The sequence below is a fragment of the Marinobacter xiaoshiensis genome (assembly GCF_031631795.1).
Lineage (GTDB): Bacteria > Pseudomonadota > Gammaproteobacteria > Pseudomonadales > Oleiphilaceae > Marinobacter > Marinobacter xiaoshiensis.
This window is the reverse complement of the sequence record NZ_JAVMBO010000018.1, coordinates 192978-209174: the sequence shown is the minus strand read 5'-3', so window position 1 is coordinate 209174 and position 16197 is coordinate 192978. Positions and strand designations below refer to the sequence as shown.

The 16197-nt window shown below is 54.8% G+C and carries 12 protein-coding genes and 1 pseudogene; 4 read left to right on the top strand and 9 right to left on the bottom strand.

Annotation, left to right across the window (positions count from 1 at the left end):
- Positions 1-40: 40 nt before the first annotated feature.
- From RKA07_RS16355 to RKA07_RS16340, 4 genes and pseudogenes are all read left to right on the top strand, one after another.
- Positions 41-1186 carry a zinc-binding dehydrogenase gene (locus RKA07_RS16355; RefSeq protein WP_310966838.1) on the top strand — a complete coding sequence of 382 codons (1146 nt, stop codon included), beginning with the start codon at positions 41-43 and terminating at the stop codon, positions 1184-1186.
- Positions 1183-2225 (top strand): annotated as a pseudogene (locus tag RKA07_RS16350) (proline racemase family protein). Before RKA07_RS16355 ends, RKA07_RS16350 begins: the two are co-directional and overlap by 4 nt.
- Before the next feature lie 155 nt (positions 2226-2380).
- The gene (locus RKA07_RS16345; protein WP_310966837.1) at positions 2381-3586 is read left to right on the top strand and encodes an efflux RND transporter periplasmic adaptor subunit; all 1206 of its coding nucleotides are present in this window, start codon (positions 2381-2383) and stop codon (positions 3584-3586) included.
- Positions 3583-6678 carry an efflux RND transporter permease subunit gene (locus RKA07_RS16340; RefSeq protein ID WP_310966836.1) on the top strand — a complete coding sequence of 1032 codons (3096 nt, stop codon included), beginning with the start codon at positions 3583-3585 and terminating at the stop codon, positions 6676-6678. Before RKA07_RS16345 ends, RKA07_RS16340 begins: the two co-directional genes overlap by 4 nt.
- Before the next feature lie 9 nt (positions 6679-6687).
- On the opposite strand, the gene RKA07_RS16335 is transcribed toward RKA07_RS16340, so the two are convergent.
- The 9 genes from RKA07_RS16335 to RKA07_RS16295 all read right to left on the bottom strand — a co-directional run bounded on the left by RKA07_RS16335 (position 6688) and on the right by RKA07_RS16295 (position 16131).
- Positions 6688-7515, bottom strand: a complete 828-nt coding sequence (locus RKA07_RS16335; protein WP_310966835.1) for an ABC transporter permease subunit — start codon at positions 7513-7515, stop codon at positions 6688-6690.
- A complete protein-coding gene (locus RKA07_RS16330) occupies positions 7508-8437 on the bottom strand; it encodes an ABC transporter permease subunit (RefSeq protein ID WP_310966834.1) in 930 nt (309 codons plus the stop codon). The genes RKA07_RS16335 and RKA07_RS16330 overlap by 8 nt, the downstream gene beginning before the upstream one ends.
- Before the next feature lie 4 nt (positions 8438-8441).
- A complete protein-coding gene (gene potA / locus RKA07_RS16325) occupies positions 8442-9560 on the bottom strand; it encodes a polyamine ABC transporter ATP-binding protein (protein ID WP_200370057.1) in 1119 nt (372 codons plus the stop codon).
- Between the two features lie 4 nt (positions 9561-9564).
- Entirely contained in the window at positions 9565-10671 is a 1107-nt protein-coding gene (locus RKA07_RS16320) for a polyamine ABC transporter substrate-binding protein (RefSeq protein WP_200370056.1), read from the bottom strand.
- A gap of 316 nt (positions 10672-10987) precedes the next feature.
- Positions 10988-11218, bottom strand: a complete 231-nt coding sequence (locus RKA07_RS16315) for a hexameric tyrosine-coordinated heme protein (RefSeq protein WP_310966833.1) — start codon at positions 11216-11218, stop codon at positions 10988-10990.
- Positions 11219-11283: 65 nt separating this feature from the next.
- Positions 11284-11973: an aspartate/glutamate racemase family protein gene (locus RKA07_RS16310; protein WP_310966832.1), complete on the bottom strand. Its 690-nt coding sequence runs from the start codon at positions 11971-11973 to the stop codon at positions 11284-11286.
- A 79-nt stretch (positions 11974-12052) separates the two neighbouring features.
- The gene (locus RKA07_RS16305) at positions 12053-13678 is read right to left on the bottom strand and encodes a phytoene desaturase family protein (RefSeq protein WP_310966831.1); all 1626 of its coding nucleotides are present in this window, start codon (positions 13676-13678) and stop codon (positions 12053-12055) included.
- A gap of 4 nt (positions 13679-13682) precedes the next feature.
- On the bottom strand, positions 13683-14294 hold the full coding sequence (locus RKA07_RS16300; RefSeq protein WP_310966830.1) for a TetR/AcrR family transcriptional regulator: 612 nt from the start codon (positions 14292-14294) through the stop codon (positions 13683-13685).
- Positions 14295-14445: 151 nt separating this feature from the next.
- Positions 14446-16131 (bottom strand): AMP-binding protein, encoded by a 1686-nt coding sequence (locus RKA07_RS16295; protein ID WP_310966829.1) that lies wholly within the window; start codon positions 16129-16131, stop codon positions 14446-14448.
- Between the last annotated feature and the right edge of the window lie 66 nt (positions 16132-16197).

Sequence of the window (16197 nt, the reverse complement as noted above, 5' to 3'; positions counted from 1 at the left end):
AGACGGCATACATTCCTCAGGCAGGGACGATCATTCACTTATGATCCCGAATACCATGAAAGCCATGGTTCTTACCGGTCATGGCGATATCGAGAAGCTTGAATATAAAAACGTGCCCATGCCTTCTCCCGCTCGGGGAGAGGTGCTGGTTCAGGTAACTGCGACTGCCAAAAACAATACCGACCGCAAAGCCCGGGAAGGGCTGTATCCCACCAAAAAGGGTGAAACCACCTCGTTTCAGATGGGCGGTAAGCCCACGTTAATTTTCCCCCGTATTCAGGGTGCTGATATTGCTGGCCATGTTGTTGCCGTAGGCGAGGGTGTTGATCCCGGCCGCATTGGCGAGCGAGGTTTGTTGGATTTCAATATCTACGCAAATAGCCGCCCAGACATAAATCTTGCCCCTGACTATTACGGCCATGGTGCAGATGGCGGATACGCAGAGTACGTCGCTGTTCCTTCAGGCCAGTTCCACTGCGTTCCAAATGAAGGCCTGGCAGATGCACAACTCGCCGCAATGGGAATGTGTTCGTATCAGACAGCCATGCATATGCTTACCTGTGCTCGCGTGGCCGCCGGAGAGCGAATTCTGGTCACGGGTGCAAGTGGCGGTGTTGGCACCGCGCTGATACAGCTGTGCCGGATTATGGGAGCCCTGCCTTATGCGCTGAGCACGCCAGATAAAGCTGCAGTGCTTCTGGAACTGGGTGCAGAATCCGTATTCGACCGCTCCGATATGGACAGCTTTGTAGAGCGGGTAAAGGCCCAAACCGGCGGCAAACCCCTTGATGCGGTTATGGATCTCGTGGGTGGCGACATGACCGACCGCTTTATCGACGCCATGATCTTCGATATGAATGCCCGCGAAACCTATCCTCGCCTAAGCATTGCCGGAGCCAGTGGCGGAAACATCAGTGAAATCCTCTGGACGCGAATTTACCTCTACCAGGTGCAGATTTTTGGTGTTTCCCACGGCACCCGGGAGGAAGCAGAGCAGTTAATCGAGTGGATTCGGGGAGGCCAGCTCAAGCCCGTTCTCCACGGCGCTTTCCGGCTTTCTGAACTGCACCAGGCGGAGCGTTACTTTATGAACCGTGGCAGCAATTATCTCGGCAAGATTGTCATAGTTCCAGATTCACAGTGGGAAGCGCACGGCAAACCCTGGTCTCTGGAGGGCGGTGTATGAAACAGGAACTCACTATTCAGCTTATGGACACCCATGCCGGTGGCGATGTCAGCCGCATTGTGACCGGTGGTATTGATACTTTGCCGGGTGACAGTGTGCGGGCCCAAATGGAGTATCTTCGTGACCACGCCGATGGCTTGAGAAAACTGTTGCTGGAAGAGCCCTATGGCATACCCGAAATGTCTGTGGATTTGTTGGTTCCTCCTTCCGACCCACAGGCAGCGGCCGGTTACATCATCATGGAGGTGATGGGCTACCCGATTTACTCCGGTTCCAACACGATCTGCACCGCAACAGCCGTGCTCGAGGCTGGAATCGTGCCAAAGAAGGAAGGCAAACAGAGCTTTATCCTGGAGTCGCCTGCTGGCTTGGTGCGCATCGATGCACTGGTTGAAAACGGCGTGGTTGAAGCGATTACCTGCGAAGGCCTGCCAAGTTACATAGACACCTATCGCGCGACTATTGAAGTGCCATCACTCGGCACGGTCACCTATAGCGTGGCATACAGCGGCGGGTTCTACGCACTGGTGGATGCTGAAGCCCTGGGATTCGATCTCATTCTGAATGAAGAGTGCAAGCTTGCAGACGCTGCTTACGCGATTGTTGAAGCGATACGGGCAGAACGAGTGTTTTTTCATTACACCCTGGGCGATGTGGGCCCTTTGCCATTTCTGCATTTTATGGGGCCGGTACATCAGGTTGCAGATGGCCATTACCACTCCCGCTCAGCGACCTACGTGCATCCAGGCGTTATCTGCAGGAGTACAACCGGCACAGGCACCTCGGCCAGGCTAGCCCTGATGAACCATGAAGGGCTTATCCGCCCAGGCAACGAGCTTGAAACTGTATCTTGCGGGGGACAAGCTTTGTTGGTGACTTCTCTGCTGCAGAGCAAGTAGGTGATTATCAGGTTGTGAAAAACAATATAACCGGGAAGGGGTACGTGATAGCGCATTCAGATATTGTGGTGAATTGCGAGGACTCACTGGTGCAATGCGATGGGCTCCGCCACATTCTCAGCAGCCGTTCTTGTGATTGATCCATACGTACGTAAATGCCTGTTTTAGTGGATTTATCTATTCACTTAGTAAGTTAGCATGCTTATAATATATTAATTCTTTAAACTACCGTGCCATGGGCGCCCGTATCATCTAATCTTAAAAGCCCAGCACGCTTATTAACCAGGGAATATAAATGCTCAGCGTCTCATCACGATTTTCATTAAAGCAAGCCCAGTGGACGTTACTGGCTGCTTTTGCATCTGTAATTTTAGTTGGTTGTTCTGAGCCCGCTGCGCCTGTTAAGGCACCTCCACCCTCGGTCTCTGTTGTTGCGTTGAAAAGCACAGAGGTGCGGCCTTCACGTGATTTTGTGGCGCGCACGGCAGCGTCTGCAAAGGCAGGTCTTACCCCACGTATTGAAGCTGAAATCAAAGAGATACTCTTTCGCGAAGGTTCCCGGGTCAGTAAAGGGGATATCCTGGTTCGATTGGAAGCTACTCGTGCTAATGCGGATATCCAGCAGACCAAAGCTGAATTAACGGCGGCCAGAGCGGAGCTTGAGTCCGCCCGGAGAAACCTCCAGCGAGGAGAAGAAGTCGCGAGCAAGGGATACCTTTCTGATGCCGACCTAGACAAACTCAAAGACCGTTTTAATGCTGCAGAAAGCCGTTTGGAAGCAGCCGGTGCTGCCGTTCAAAGAGCCGAGCTCACTTTGGAATATACAGAAATCAGAGCCCCGTTTGACGGCTGGATAGGCAGGCTGAATTACGACGTGGGTGCTGTTGTCAGTCCCGCGACAGGGCCGATTGCCGACATTCTGGTAACTGACCCGATCTATGTGGAGTTTCAGCTTGATGAATCTGATTATGTCGCGTTTCGTCGCGCAGGCAGCGCCTCAGATGAAGATGTTGCCAGCTCACTATCCCTGCGGTTGACTCTGCCAGATGGCGGGATCTACAACCAGGAAGGCGTAGTGAGCTTTGCAGACGTGCAGACCAATGAAAGTACGGGCACAGTGAATATGCGGGCAGTGTTCCCCAATCCTGATGCAGTTCTGCTTCCCGGATTGTACGTAACGCTTCGCATTGAAGGTCGGGCGGGTGAAGCACAGGTCCTTGTACCGCAGGTAGCGATTCAGGAAACCATAGAGGGCAAGTTTGTATTGGTTGTAGATGAAGAGCAGATGGTTTCCCAGCGCTTCATCCAAACCGGGCCGCGTATTGGAGCCATGCTGACCGCGGAGAGTGGCCTTGAAGTGGGCGAGAGAGTGATTGTTGAAGGGCTCCAGAAAGTTCGCTCAGGGGTAACTGTCAGCCCCGTCCCGAGCCAGATAGACACGGAAACCGGTGTACTGACCAGTGCTGAAGAGCCCGCTAAAGAAGGTGAGGCTGCACAATGATCAGCAGTACTTTTATTCATCGCCCTAAATTTGCCTTTGTTATCTCCATCCTCATAACGATGGCCGGACTTTTGGCGCTGCAGGTGCTGCCCGTCAACATGTATCCGGACATGGCGCCGCCTCAAATTCAGGTAACGGCGGTACTTCCGGGGGGCAGCGCGCAAATTGTAGAGGAGGCGGTTGTTCGCCCGATTGAGCAGCAGCTCAATGGTGTCGAGGGCATGATTTATATAGAGTCGACATCGTCCGACGATGGCACTGCAAGTATTAAACTGACCTTCGAGAGTGGCACAGATACCGATATTGCACAGGTAAACGTGCAGAACCGGGTGGCACTGGCCGAGCCCTTTTTGCCCCAAGAGGTCCGGCGGCAAGGGGTGACTGTCAGCAAACAGAGCGGCAACATGCTGATGGGCGTTAACCTCGTATCGGATCGCCCCGACCTGGACGCTGTGTTCTTGAGTAACTACGCCTCAAGCAACCTGATTGAAGAGCTGGGGCGAGTGCCGGGTGTTGCCTCTGCAGAAGTTATGGGCGCGAAAGACTACAGCATGCGCATATGGCTTGATCCCCGGCGCATGAAATCCTTGCGGGTTACAGTGGCTGAGGTGGTTGCCGCGCTGCAAGAGCAGAACCAGATTGTTGCTGCCGGCAAGCTGGGGCAGGCCCCGGTTCCTGAAGGCCAGCAATTTGTGTACAGCATTCAGAGCAAGGAGCGGTTATCCGACCCTGATGAGTTTGCCCAGATGATTATCCGGGCAAAGCAGGATGGTGGCTTTCTGCGCCTTAACGATGTCGCGCGTATCGAACTGGGCACGCGGTCATACACATCTACGGCCAAGCTGAACAACCAGGATACCGCGTTTATCGTGATCTACCAGCTACCGGACGCCAACGCGCTCGAAGTCGCTGATAAGGTGAAAGCGACAGTCGAAGGCTTCGCTCAGACCTTTCCGGATGGTGTCACCCACAGCGTATTGTTTGATTCTACCAAGTTCATTAGCGCGTCAATCAGAGAGGTTGTGATCACGCTGATTCAGGCTATCGGGCTGGTTATCCTTGTGGTGTTTCTGTTTCTGCAGAACTGGCGCGCTACCTTGGTGCCCGCCATTGCCATACCCGTCTCCCTGATTGGTACCTTTGCGGTCATGGCGGTGATGGGCTACTCGATAAACATCATTACCTTGTTCGGTTTGGTACTTGCCATCGGCATTGTGGTAGATGATGCCATTGTGGTGGTGGAGAACGTCGAGCGCATACTGCAGGAAGAAAAATTGCCCATCAAGGAAGCCGTCTCCAAGGCGATGGAGCAGGTAACCGGGCCAATTGTTGCCACAACTCTCGTACTGTTAGCCGTGTTTGTACCTGTCGCTTTCATGCCTGGAATAACGGGTAAGCTGTACCAGCAGTTCTCCGTAACGATCTCAGTGGCAGTCATCATTTCATCCATCAACGCGCTGACTCTCAGCCCGGCCCTGTGCGCAACCTTGTTGGGTGGCGGCACCAAACCGGTCCGGTGGCTGCAGCCTGTTGAGCAGTTGATTTCAGTCAGTACCAAAGGCTATTCGAGCCTGGTGTCAAGCCTGCTACGCAAAGGGATTGTCGCTGCGATCGTGCTCGCTGCCTTGTTGGTAGGTACTGCGAGCTTGTTCAAGTCTGTGCCGATGGCATTCGTGCCTCCGGAAGACCAGGGCTTCCTGTTTGTAGACGTGCAACTGCCGGTTGCTGCGTCTCTGGAACGCACTGACACAGTGCTCAGTAAAGTAACAGACATGGTTTTGGACGATCCGGCTGCTATCGACTTCATTTCGGTTTCGGGCTTCTCTTTGTTGGGGGGCGCAGGCTCTCATAATGGCTTGGGCATTGTGGTGCTCTCCGATTGGGCCGAACGAGAGACTCCCGAGCTCGGGCTTGGTCAAACGATACCGCGTTTGTATTCACGGCTGGCCACTATTCCCGAAGCCCAGGTGATGGTGTTCAATGCCCCGCCCATTCCCGGGATTGGTGTTTCAGCCGGTTTTGATTATCGCTTGCAGGACAACCTGGGCCGAGACGTTTCAGAGTTGGCTCAGGTAATGAACGGGTTGATTTATGAGGCTAACCAGCAGGAAGGGTTGTCGCGGGTATACAGTACCTATCGGGCCAACATTCCTCAGTATCTGCTTGAGGTGGATCGAAACAAGGCAAAGGCGCTGGGTATTCAGCTGTCTGATATATTCTCTACCTTGCAGGCTCAGTTAGGCTCGTTGTATGTGAATGATTTTACCCGCTTCGGGAAAAACTACCGGGTACAACTACAAGCTGAGGGTGAATTCCGCAAAGGCCCGGAGGATTTGTCCTATTACTCTGTTCGGAACCGGGACGGCGATATGGTGCCGCTATCCACCTTGGCCACGTTGAAGCCGGTTCTTGGGCCTTCCAGCATTGCGCATTTCAACCTGAAGCGGTCGGTGACCATTTCCGGGGAGGCCGCACCCGGCTTTGCCAGCGGTGATGCAATTGCAACCATGACTGAACTTTCAAAGCGCCTGCCCCAAGGCTACGAGTTCAGCTGGTCTGGCCAGAGCTTGCAGGAAATACAGGCGGGCAACCTGGCTATCGTGATCTTCATGTTGGCGATTGTGTTTGTGTATTTGTTTCTGGTTGCACAGTACGAAAGCTGGGCGCTGCCATTTGCAGTTATTGGTGCAGTACCCATCGCCATTTTTGGTGCCATGGCCGGCTTGTGGCTAACCGGGCTTGCCAACAACATATATGCTCAGGTGGGGTTGGTTCTGTTAATCGGTCTGTCAGCGAAAACAGCCATTCTGATTGTTGAGTTTGCCATGCAGTTGCGAAAGTCGGGCATGACCGCCACAGAAGCTGCCAACAAGGCTGCGGTGCTGCGGTTCAGAGCGGTACTGATGACCGCTCTGTCCTTCGTGCTTGGCGTGCTGCCACTTGTGTTAGCCACAGGCGCCGGGGCAGGCAGCCGCGTCAGCCTCGGTGTAACCGTGCTGAGCGGCATGATTGCAGCAACCGTGCTGGGAACGCTTCTGGTGCCCATTTTCTACAAATGGGTTCAGACGGTTCGGGACCGCAAGGAGGCCTGATTTTCCCGATCAGGAAAGGCGCCCACTGCGGCGCCTTTTTTCGTTTCTGCGCATCACGTACCAGGCGATAAACGCCACTAGCGATACGGTGAGAATAATCAGCGTGGCCAGCGCGTTGATCTTTGGGGATACACCCATGCGTACCGACGAGAACACCACCATGGGCAAGGTGGTGGAGCCGGGGCCAGATACGAAGCTGGCAATCACCAGGTCGTCCAGCGACAGGGTGAATGCCAGCAACCAGCCGGATACCAGGGCAGGCGCAATTACCGGCAGGGTGACCACAAAGAATGTCTTCAAGGGTGTGCAGCCCAGATCCATGGCGGCTTCCTCAATGGATCGGTCCACCTCTTGCAATCGTGCACTCACAACCACTGCCACATAGGCGCTACAGAAAGTGGTGTGCGCAATCCATATGGTCACCATTCCACGATCGGCCGGCCAGCCGGTCAGTTCCGCCAGCTGAACAAACAGCAGCAAGAGAGACAAGCCAGTGATCACTTCCGGCATAACCAGAGGTGCGGTAATCATGCCAGACAGCAGGGTTCGGCCCCGCATGCGTTTGAATCGGGTGATCACAAACGCACAGAGGGTGCCCAGGCACATGGCCATGCTGGCGGAGTAGAAGGCGATTTTAAGGCTCATCCACACGGCCGACAGTATCTGCTGGTCTTCAAACAGGGCGCTGTACCAGTGAGTGGAAAAGCCGGCCCACACGGATACCAGCCGCGATGCGTTGAACGAATACACGATCAGCACAAACATGGGCAGGTACAAAAACAGCAGGCCCAGAATCAGCATGACTTTTGAGAAGCTGATACCGCGAGCATTAACCATTCTTCGACATCTCCCGACTCTGGAAGCGGTGGAACAATACAATCGGCACCAACAGCAGTGCCAGCATCACAATGGCCAACGCAGAAGCCACAGGCCAGTCGCGGTTGTTGAAGAACTCTTCCCACAACACCTTGCCGATCATCAGCGTATCCGGGCCACCCAGCAGTTCAGGAATCACAAACTCACCGACAGCGGGAATGAATACCAGCATGCACCCCGCCAAAATGCCGGCCTTGGATAAAGGCAGGGTAATGGCCCAGAAGGTTGTGATGCTGCGGCAGCCCAGGTCAGACGCTGCTTCCAGCAGACGCAGGTCCAGCTTCACCAGGTTGGTAAAAATGGGCAGCACCATAAACGGCAGGTAGGCATAGGTAATGCCGAGGATTACCGCAAAGTTGGTGTTCAGCATTTTCAGCGGTTCGTCGATCAACCCCAGCCAGAGCAAGAAGCTGTTCAGCAAACCCTGATTGCCGAGAATGCCCATCCAGGCGTAAACCCGAATCAGGAACGAGGTCCATGACGGCAGCATCACCAGCAACAGCAACACCAGTTGCCAGTGCTTGGGCGCGCGGGCCATAGCGTAAGCCATTGGGTAGCCGATCAGCAGGCAGGCGATGGTGGAGATGAGTGCGGTTTTCACCGAGCCCCAATAAGCGGCAATGTACAGGCTGTCGGACAGCAGGAATAAATAGTTGCCGAAGTTCACCACCACCGACAGGGTGTTTTCTGCCAGCCGGAACACCGGCTCGTAAGGCGGTATGGCCATCACGGCCGACGTCAGGCTGATTTTCAGGATCAGCGCGAACGGCAGCAGGAAAAACAGCAACAGCCACGCGAACGGAATGCCAAACAGCACCCGGCGGTGGAACAGCAATGTACGCACCCGCGCCGTCAAGGGCGCGGGAGTCGGGTTCACGTTCATGGCATTAATTCCAAAGCAGGATGGGGCTGGAGGCTTCCCAGGAAACGAACACTGTGTCGCCCCAGGTTGGCCGTTCACCGCGGCGTTCCACGTTCGCCATGGTGGCCTGCACACGCTTGCCGCTGGCCAGCTTCACGTAATAGGAGGTGATGTCACCCAGGTACGCGATGTTCTCCACCGTGCCCTTGCTCCAGTTGAACTCACCGTCGGGCTTGTCTGGCGTCAGGTAGATTTTCTCCGGGCGCAGGGCAATCAGCGTGTTGGTGTTTTCTGCCGATGTGGTCACGCCGCGGTCAATGTATACCTGCGAATCCAGCAGGCCACTGGACAGCAGAATGCTGTCGGAGTTGTCTTCCTCGATGCTGGCCTCAAAGATATTCACCGAACCAATAAACTCCGCCGTCATGCGGCTGTTCGGGCTTTCGTAAATATCGATGGGTGAGCCGACCTGGGCAATCTGTCCAAAGGACATAATGGCAATGCGGCTGGCCATGGTCATGGCTTCTTCCTGATCGTGGGTCACCATCAGGCAAGTGGCGCCCACTTTTTCCAGAATATCCACAAGTTCAAGCTGCATTTCTGTGCGCAGCTTTTTATCGAGCGCACCCATAGGCTCATCCAGAAGCAACAGCTTCGGGCGTTTTGCCAGTGAGCGAGCCAGCGCAACCCGCTGCTGTTGGCCACCGGAAAGCTGTTGGGGCCGACGCTTGGCGTAGGGCTCCATTTTTACCAGCTTGAGCATGGCCGCCACGCGATCGCGAATCTCGTCCTTTGGCAGTTTGTCCTGTTTCAAACCCATGGCAATGTTCTGCTCCACGGTCATGTGCGGGAACAGTGCGTAGGACTGAAACATCATGTTCGTTGGGCGCAGGTAGGGAGGCAGGGCAGTTATGTCCTGACCATCCAGCACAATACGACCGCTATCTGGTGTCTCAAAGCCAGCCAGCATGCGTAGCAGTGTGGATTTACCAGAGCCGGAACCGCCCAGAAGCGCGAATATCTCGCCCTTGTGGATGTCCAGGCTTACGTCGTCCACCGCCAGTGTGCTGTCAAAGCTTTTTGATACGCCACGAATGCTGAGTAACACCTCCGCTTTCGCGGAGGTGTTGATTCCGTTAACCACGCCCTTAACGCCCGGACTTAACGCTGGTCCAGGTGCGGGTCATCAGGCGCTGTGTGTCCTGAGGCCGACCTTCCATGATGTAGAGCTTTTTCATCACATCATCCGTAGGGTAAATGCTGGTGTCGTTAAGGATTTCTGCATCCACAAATTCATCGGCTGCCTTGTTGGGGTTGGCGTACCACACATAGTTGGTCACCTCAGCGATGATCTCTGGCTTCATCAAAAAGTTGACCAGCTTGTGGGCATTCTCAACGTTCGGTGCGCCAGCCGGGATGGTCATCATGTCGAACCACAACACCGCGCCCTCTTTGGGAATGGTGTAGCGGATTTCGTTGCCGTTTTTGGCTTCCTCGGCACGAGCAGCCGCCTGCAGGATGTCGCCGGAATAGCCGGCAGCCACGCACAGGTCGCCATTAGCCAGGTCGCCAATGTAGCGGGATGAGTGGAAGTAGGTGATGTTCGGCCGCACGGCCTTGATCACGTCGCCACCCTTTTTGATGTCTTCGGCGTTGTTGCTGTTCGGGTTCAAGCCGGCGTAGGCCATAGCAGCTCGCACCATTTCTTCGCCGGAATCCAGCATGGCAATGCCGCAGCCGCCTTTGGCCAGCTTGGCTGTTACTTCAGGATCAAATACCAGCGCCCAGGAATCTGTGGGTGCAGTATCGCCCAGGATTTTCTGGATGCGGCCAGCGTTGTAGCCATAGCCGTTGGTTCCCCAAAGATAGGGAATGGAGAACTGGCTGCCCGGGTCCACTTTTTCCAGTTGAGCCATCAGATCCGGATTCAGATTGGCCATGTTCGGCAGTTTGTCGTGATCCAGAGCCACAAAAGCCTTGGCAGAGATCTGCTTGGCAACGTAGTGGTTTGACGGTACGACCAGGTCGTAGCCAGAGCGGCCAGACAGTAGCGCGGCTTCAAGAACCTCGTTACTGTCGTAAACGTCGTAAACGACCTTTATGCCGGTTTCTTTGGTGAACTTCGCCAGTGTGTTCTCGGCAATGTAGTCAGACCAGTTATACACACGCACTTCTTCTGCGGCGATTGCAGAAGAGGCGCACAGAGACAGAGCAACGGAGGCGGCCAGCGCCTGTGGCTTACACAACTTGAACATTGGATAACGTCCCTCACTGAAAAGGGATGGATACAAAACGTGCAGGACGCACGCGGTGTTGTGCAGGTCTGCTGAGGGAAGGTCGCGGGTGCGACTCCTTTGAGGCTTGTCCTGGAAAACGGCGGTGGGGCTATAGCTTATGGAACCGACCGAATTCGGGCGATATTTAACACGAGAATGCGTGGCGCGCTACAAATATCTTGTTGGAGTGTGCGGGGGTTGTACCTATGAGAGCTTGCCGGCTTCAGAAACTACTCCCACGGTGCGAGAGTTGATGGCTCTCGGGCACCGTGAAAGAGTGCTTGAATGACCGATGTCATCCCCGCCAATAGTTGTTGGCTGCTGCTACCGTCTGAAAGTTTACAGCGATAACGTGGGAGGCAGCAGTCAAACCTTCGGCAGAGTTCGCGTATTCCGGCCTTAGCTTTTTCAGTGTATCCATATCCGGCTGAGTGTATTTCACGCCGCGACGGCTAAGGGTGATTGCAAGCTCATAGCCTTGCTGGGGAGTATCGGTAATCAACGAGGTTAGCCAAGTATCAGTCATCTTAAATGCCTTTTTATTTGGGTTCGCCGCAAGCATAGCAGACGATATGCGCTTTTGCGTATCACCTAAATCAAGGCAAGTTCCACGGCCTGAGTAGCATGGATCTCTGTTGTATCGTACAGCGCGACGGGCGTATCGGAGCCCTGGATCAGCAGACCGATCTCTGTGCATCCGAGAATTACGGCCTCAGCGCCACGAGCGGCAAGTGAATCGACGACATCAAGGTACGCCGTTTTGGAGTCAGGGCTTATGATGCCCTGGCATAATTCTTCGTAGATTATCCGGTGCACGGTGTCGCGTTCGTGGTCATCCGGAATGACGACATTGATCCCCTGTGCTTCCAGGCGCTCGCGATAGAAAGCTTGCTCCATGGTGAACCGGGTTCCAATCAATCCTACCGATGTAATTCCATCGTGTATGAGCACTTTTGCAGTGGCATCTGCAATGTGGAGGAGCGGCAGACCACTGGCCAGCTCAACTTCCGGGGCGACCTTGTGCATGGTGTTGGTGCAAATCAGGAGAAAATCAGCCCCACCGGCCTTAATGGATTGTGCCGCGGACACCAGCAGTCTTTCCATCCCTTCCCAATCGTCAGCACTCTGGAGTTGTGCAATCTCGGCAAAATCCAGACTGTTGAGAACAACCTTGGCCGAGTGCAGCCCACCGAGCCGTTCCCGCACTTGCTGGTTGATCAGGCGGTAGTAGGTCTGGGTTGATTCCCAACTCATTCCGCCGATTAATCCGATGGTTTTCATGAAGCCTCGAAAGTATCAGTAGGCGTGTCAGTTTTCGGCGCCACCTTTAAATTGGTGGCGCCGAAGTTACTGATAGTTATTAGCCTACAAACATCTTCTTCGCCAGTGGAATGCCCTTAAGGCCACTCACAGCAACGGTTGTCAGCAGGCCGCCGAGCATGGCGCCCACTACTCCGGCGGTCATGATGTCCTGGCCGGTGAGGTACAGGCCGGGTATGCGGGTCTTGGGCTTTAACCAGTCCTGCTCGAAGCGGTCGGGAGTATGGTCCAGGCCATAGATTTCACCTTCGCTGTAGCGGCAGAAATAGTCTGTGGACAGGGGCGTGGATAGCTCGTAGTAATCCACTTTGCCTTCCAGATGCGGGAACTTCTCGTAGAGCTTCGCAAGCAGGCGCTGGGCGTACTCCTCCTTCTTGGCTTCATAGTCGTCACCGCGCTTGCCCCAAGGCTTGTCGGCCCACTCCTCGTACCAACTGAAGGGGCCGGGTGCCACAATCTCAATGGTGGCGCGACCAGGGTAGCGCTCCAGAAAGCTGGGGTCTTTCGCCGAGGGGAAGGAAATATAGGTCAGCGAAATATCGCTGTTATCCGGATCTTCCTCGAAGTCTTTCACATGCTTTTCGTAGTCCGTGCCGGGGTAAATCCAGTAGTTGGTTTTCGGCAGTCCCAGGTTCTCTGCAGTATCTTCCAGGCCGATGTACAGGCAGTTGCTGGCCATGGAACGCTTAACGGTTTTGAGTTTGTCCTGATAGTAGTCCCATTCAGGCGCGTCTTTTGGCAGCAGCTTGTTGAAGGTGTTGAATACGCCTGCGTTGCTGATGACCAGTGGCGAGCGAATCTCTGCACCGTCGGCCATGCGAACGCCCACGGCTTTGCCTTTCTCGATGAGAATCCCGGTCACATCCGCGTAGGTAAAAACTTCACCGCCGCTTTGCTGAACTACCGGGATAATGGTCTTGGCCATTTCAGAGGCGCCACCAATCGGGTAGTAGCCGCCGTGCAGGTAATGGCGGGCAATCAGTGAGTGGACAATGAAGCTGGATTGGGCTGGTGGCAGGCCGTTGTCGCCCCACTGGCCGGTAAGTACCGCAATCAGCTCCTGGTTGCTGGTGATGCCTTCAAGCACTTCGCGGGTAGGCTTGTTAAGGAACTCTGGCGCCTTACGTTTCGCAAGCATGCTTAGTGGTCCGAGAGCCAGGCTTGGCAATACCTTGCTCAGAACAACCGCCGGCATGGCCTTGGATACCTGGCGTAGATAACCCAGGTAGGTATCGATGGCCTTTTCTTCTTCCGGAAAAGCTTTCACCAGCTCGGCACGGAATTCCTCTGGGCCAGCAACCAGATCCACATACTTTTCGCCGATGTAGATACGGTCGTAGTTGGCGTCCATTGGCGCCCACTTCAACTGACTGTCAGTGATGTGGTCAAACAACCGCTTGCCCAGTGTGTGGTCTGCGCCCATGTCACCAATGTAGTGCACGCCCACATCCCATTCGTACCCGTTACGGTCGTAGCTGTGGGTGAATCCGCCGGCAGTGTAGTGTTGTTCAAGAACGAGCACCTTTTTGCCCATCTTGCTCATGCAAGCAGCTGCGGTCAGGCCGCCGATGCCGGAGCCAATGATGATGGCATCGTAGGGGCCGTCCAGGCGTTTTTCACGATAACGTTTGCCGACTCGGAGGGTGCTGGGTTTTGGGCTGCTCATTGAGTTAATCCTGTTGTGTTTGTTGTTGGTCAGACCGGGTGCCGTCCAGCAGTAAACTGAGAACGCCTTCGGTCAACATGGGCTCGGCCTTTGCGCTGGGCAAATGACCATCGATGGTTAGTTGTGACAGGCCATGCACCAGAGACCAGGCGGCGGCTGTCATTAGTGAAACGGGGGAAGGTTTGAGGTAACCCAGATCGCGGGCACGGGCTACGGTGTTTTCCAGAACCTGAAATGCCCCTTTGCCAGCAGCATCCAAGCGTGGGTGCGCCCCCATGGGTAATACGCGACCGCCAAACATAAGACGATATAGATTGGGCTCCTCTTGGGCGAAAGCTACGTACACCAGCCCGATTTCGATCAAAGCCTTGCGCGGCAGCTCCTGGTCTACTGCTTGCAGCCGATCACGCAAGGCCTCGAACCCTTCAATAGCGAGCTCTGCCAACAGCGTTTCGCGGTCTGAGAAGTGCCGGTACAGCGCTGGAGCACTCACGCCGAGCTGCTTGGCCAGGGCGCGCAAGCTGATGGCGGCATCCCCCTGGGTTCTGAGTATGTCCAGCGCCAGCGACTGCGCCTGGGGCTGCAGGTCACCGTGGTGGTAGGCAGGTTTCGCCATGTGTATTCATGCTCGCTAATGTTATCGGTGGTAACAATGTTACTAGTGATAACATCATGAAATTGAGCAGCAGTCAAACAGATTTTGGCGGGTCAAAAAAAGCCCCGGTGCTCAGCTAAGGAGAACCGGGGCTTGCGATTGCCTGGGGCTTTTACTTCAGCCCTAATTCCTCAATGGAAATCTCGCGCATTTTAAACTTCTGAATCTTACCGGTGACGGTCATCGGGAATTCTTCCACGAACTTGTAGTTCCGGGGGATTTTGAAGTGGGCGATCTTGCCTTTGCAGAATGCAATCAAGTCGTCTGCACTTACCGGCTCTGCCTCTGGGCGCAGCTTTACCCAGGCGATCAAATCTTCGCCATAGGTCTCGTGCGGAATGCCCGTTACCTGGACCTCCTCAATGGATGGGTGGCTGTACAGAAATTCCTCAACCTCTTTCGGGTAGATGTTTTCACCACCACGAATCACCATATCCTTGATGCGGCCGACGATTTGTACATAGCCTTCGTCGTCCATGGTGGCCAGATCACCGGTGTGCATCCAGCCGGAGGCGTCGATGGCTTCGCGGGTCTTCTCTTCATTATTCCAGTACTTCAGCATCACGCTGTAACCGCGAGTGCAGAGTTCCCCGATCTCGCCCCGGGGCAAGACGTTACCGGTTCCCGGGTCGACAATCTTGGTTTCCAGATGGGGCTGGGTACGGCCAACGGTGGTTACCTGCTTCTCGAAGGGGTCGAGAGAGCTGGTCTGGGTAGACACAGGGCTGGTCTCAGTCATGCCGTAGGCAATCTGAACCTCCTTCATGTGCATCTTGGTGTTGACCTTCTTCATCACCTCCGCGGGGCAGATGGAGCCGGCCATGATGCCTGTGCGCAGGGTGGACAGGTCGTAGGAATCAAATTCGGGCTCGGCCAGTTCTGCTATGAACATGGTGGGTACGCCGTAGAGCGCTGTGGCCTTCTCCTGATGCACCGCCTGCAGCACGGCTTTTGGGTCAAAGCCTTCGCCCGGGTAAATTATGGTGGAGCCGTGGGTAATGCAGCCAAGGTTGCCCATGACCATGCCAAAGCAGTGGTAGAGGGGGACTGGAATAACCAGTCGATCCTTCTCTGTCAGGCTCTGGCTTTCACCCACAAAGAACCCGTTGTTCAGGATGTTGTGGTGGGTGAGGGTGGCGCCTTTGGGGTTGCCGGTGGTGCCTGAAGTGAACTGGATATTGATGGGGTCGTCGAACTGAAGCTGGCTTTGCGCCTTGTCTACTTCATCTTGACTAACTTCACTGGCAAGGCCCACAAACTCAGCCCAGCTCAACATGCCGGCGTGTTTTTCCGTATCCAGATTGATGACTGCACGAAGATCAGTAACCCGCTGGGCTTTGATTTTGCCCGGGGTGCTCGCCCTCAACTCCGGTGCCAATTCATAAAGTGTTTGGCGGTAGTTTGAGGCTTTAAAACTGTCTGCCGTTACCAGCACGCTGATGCCTGCCAGATTCATGGCGTACTCGAGTTCGTGCAGGCCATAGGCCGGGTTAATGTTAACCAGAATGGCGCCCACTTTGGCAGTGGCGAATTGGGTAAGTGTCCATTCGTAACGGTTGGGTGCCCAGATACCTACGCGATCACCACGTTTGACGCCAATGGCGATAAACGCCCGTGCTGCCTCATTGACCTTGGCAAGGAATTCTTTGTAGGTCCAGCGAATGTCCTGATGCAGGCACACCAGAGCTTCGGTGTCAGGATGTTTGATGGCGGTGCGATCAAGCATCTCGCCGATGGTCATGCCCAACAGCGGTGTGTTGGAGGTACCGCTGGTGTAGCTTGGTAGAGTCTGGTTCATGGTTTGCCTCCGGTTGTTATTGTCGTCGAGGGCTAAAATGTTCAGGGATAATCATCTGCCTTGGCT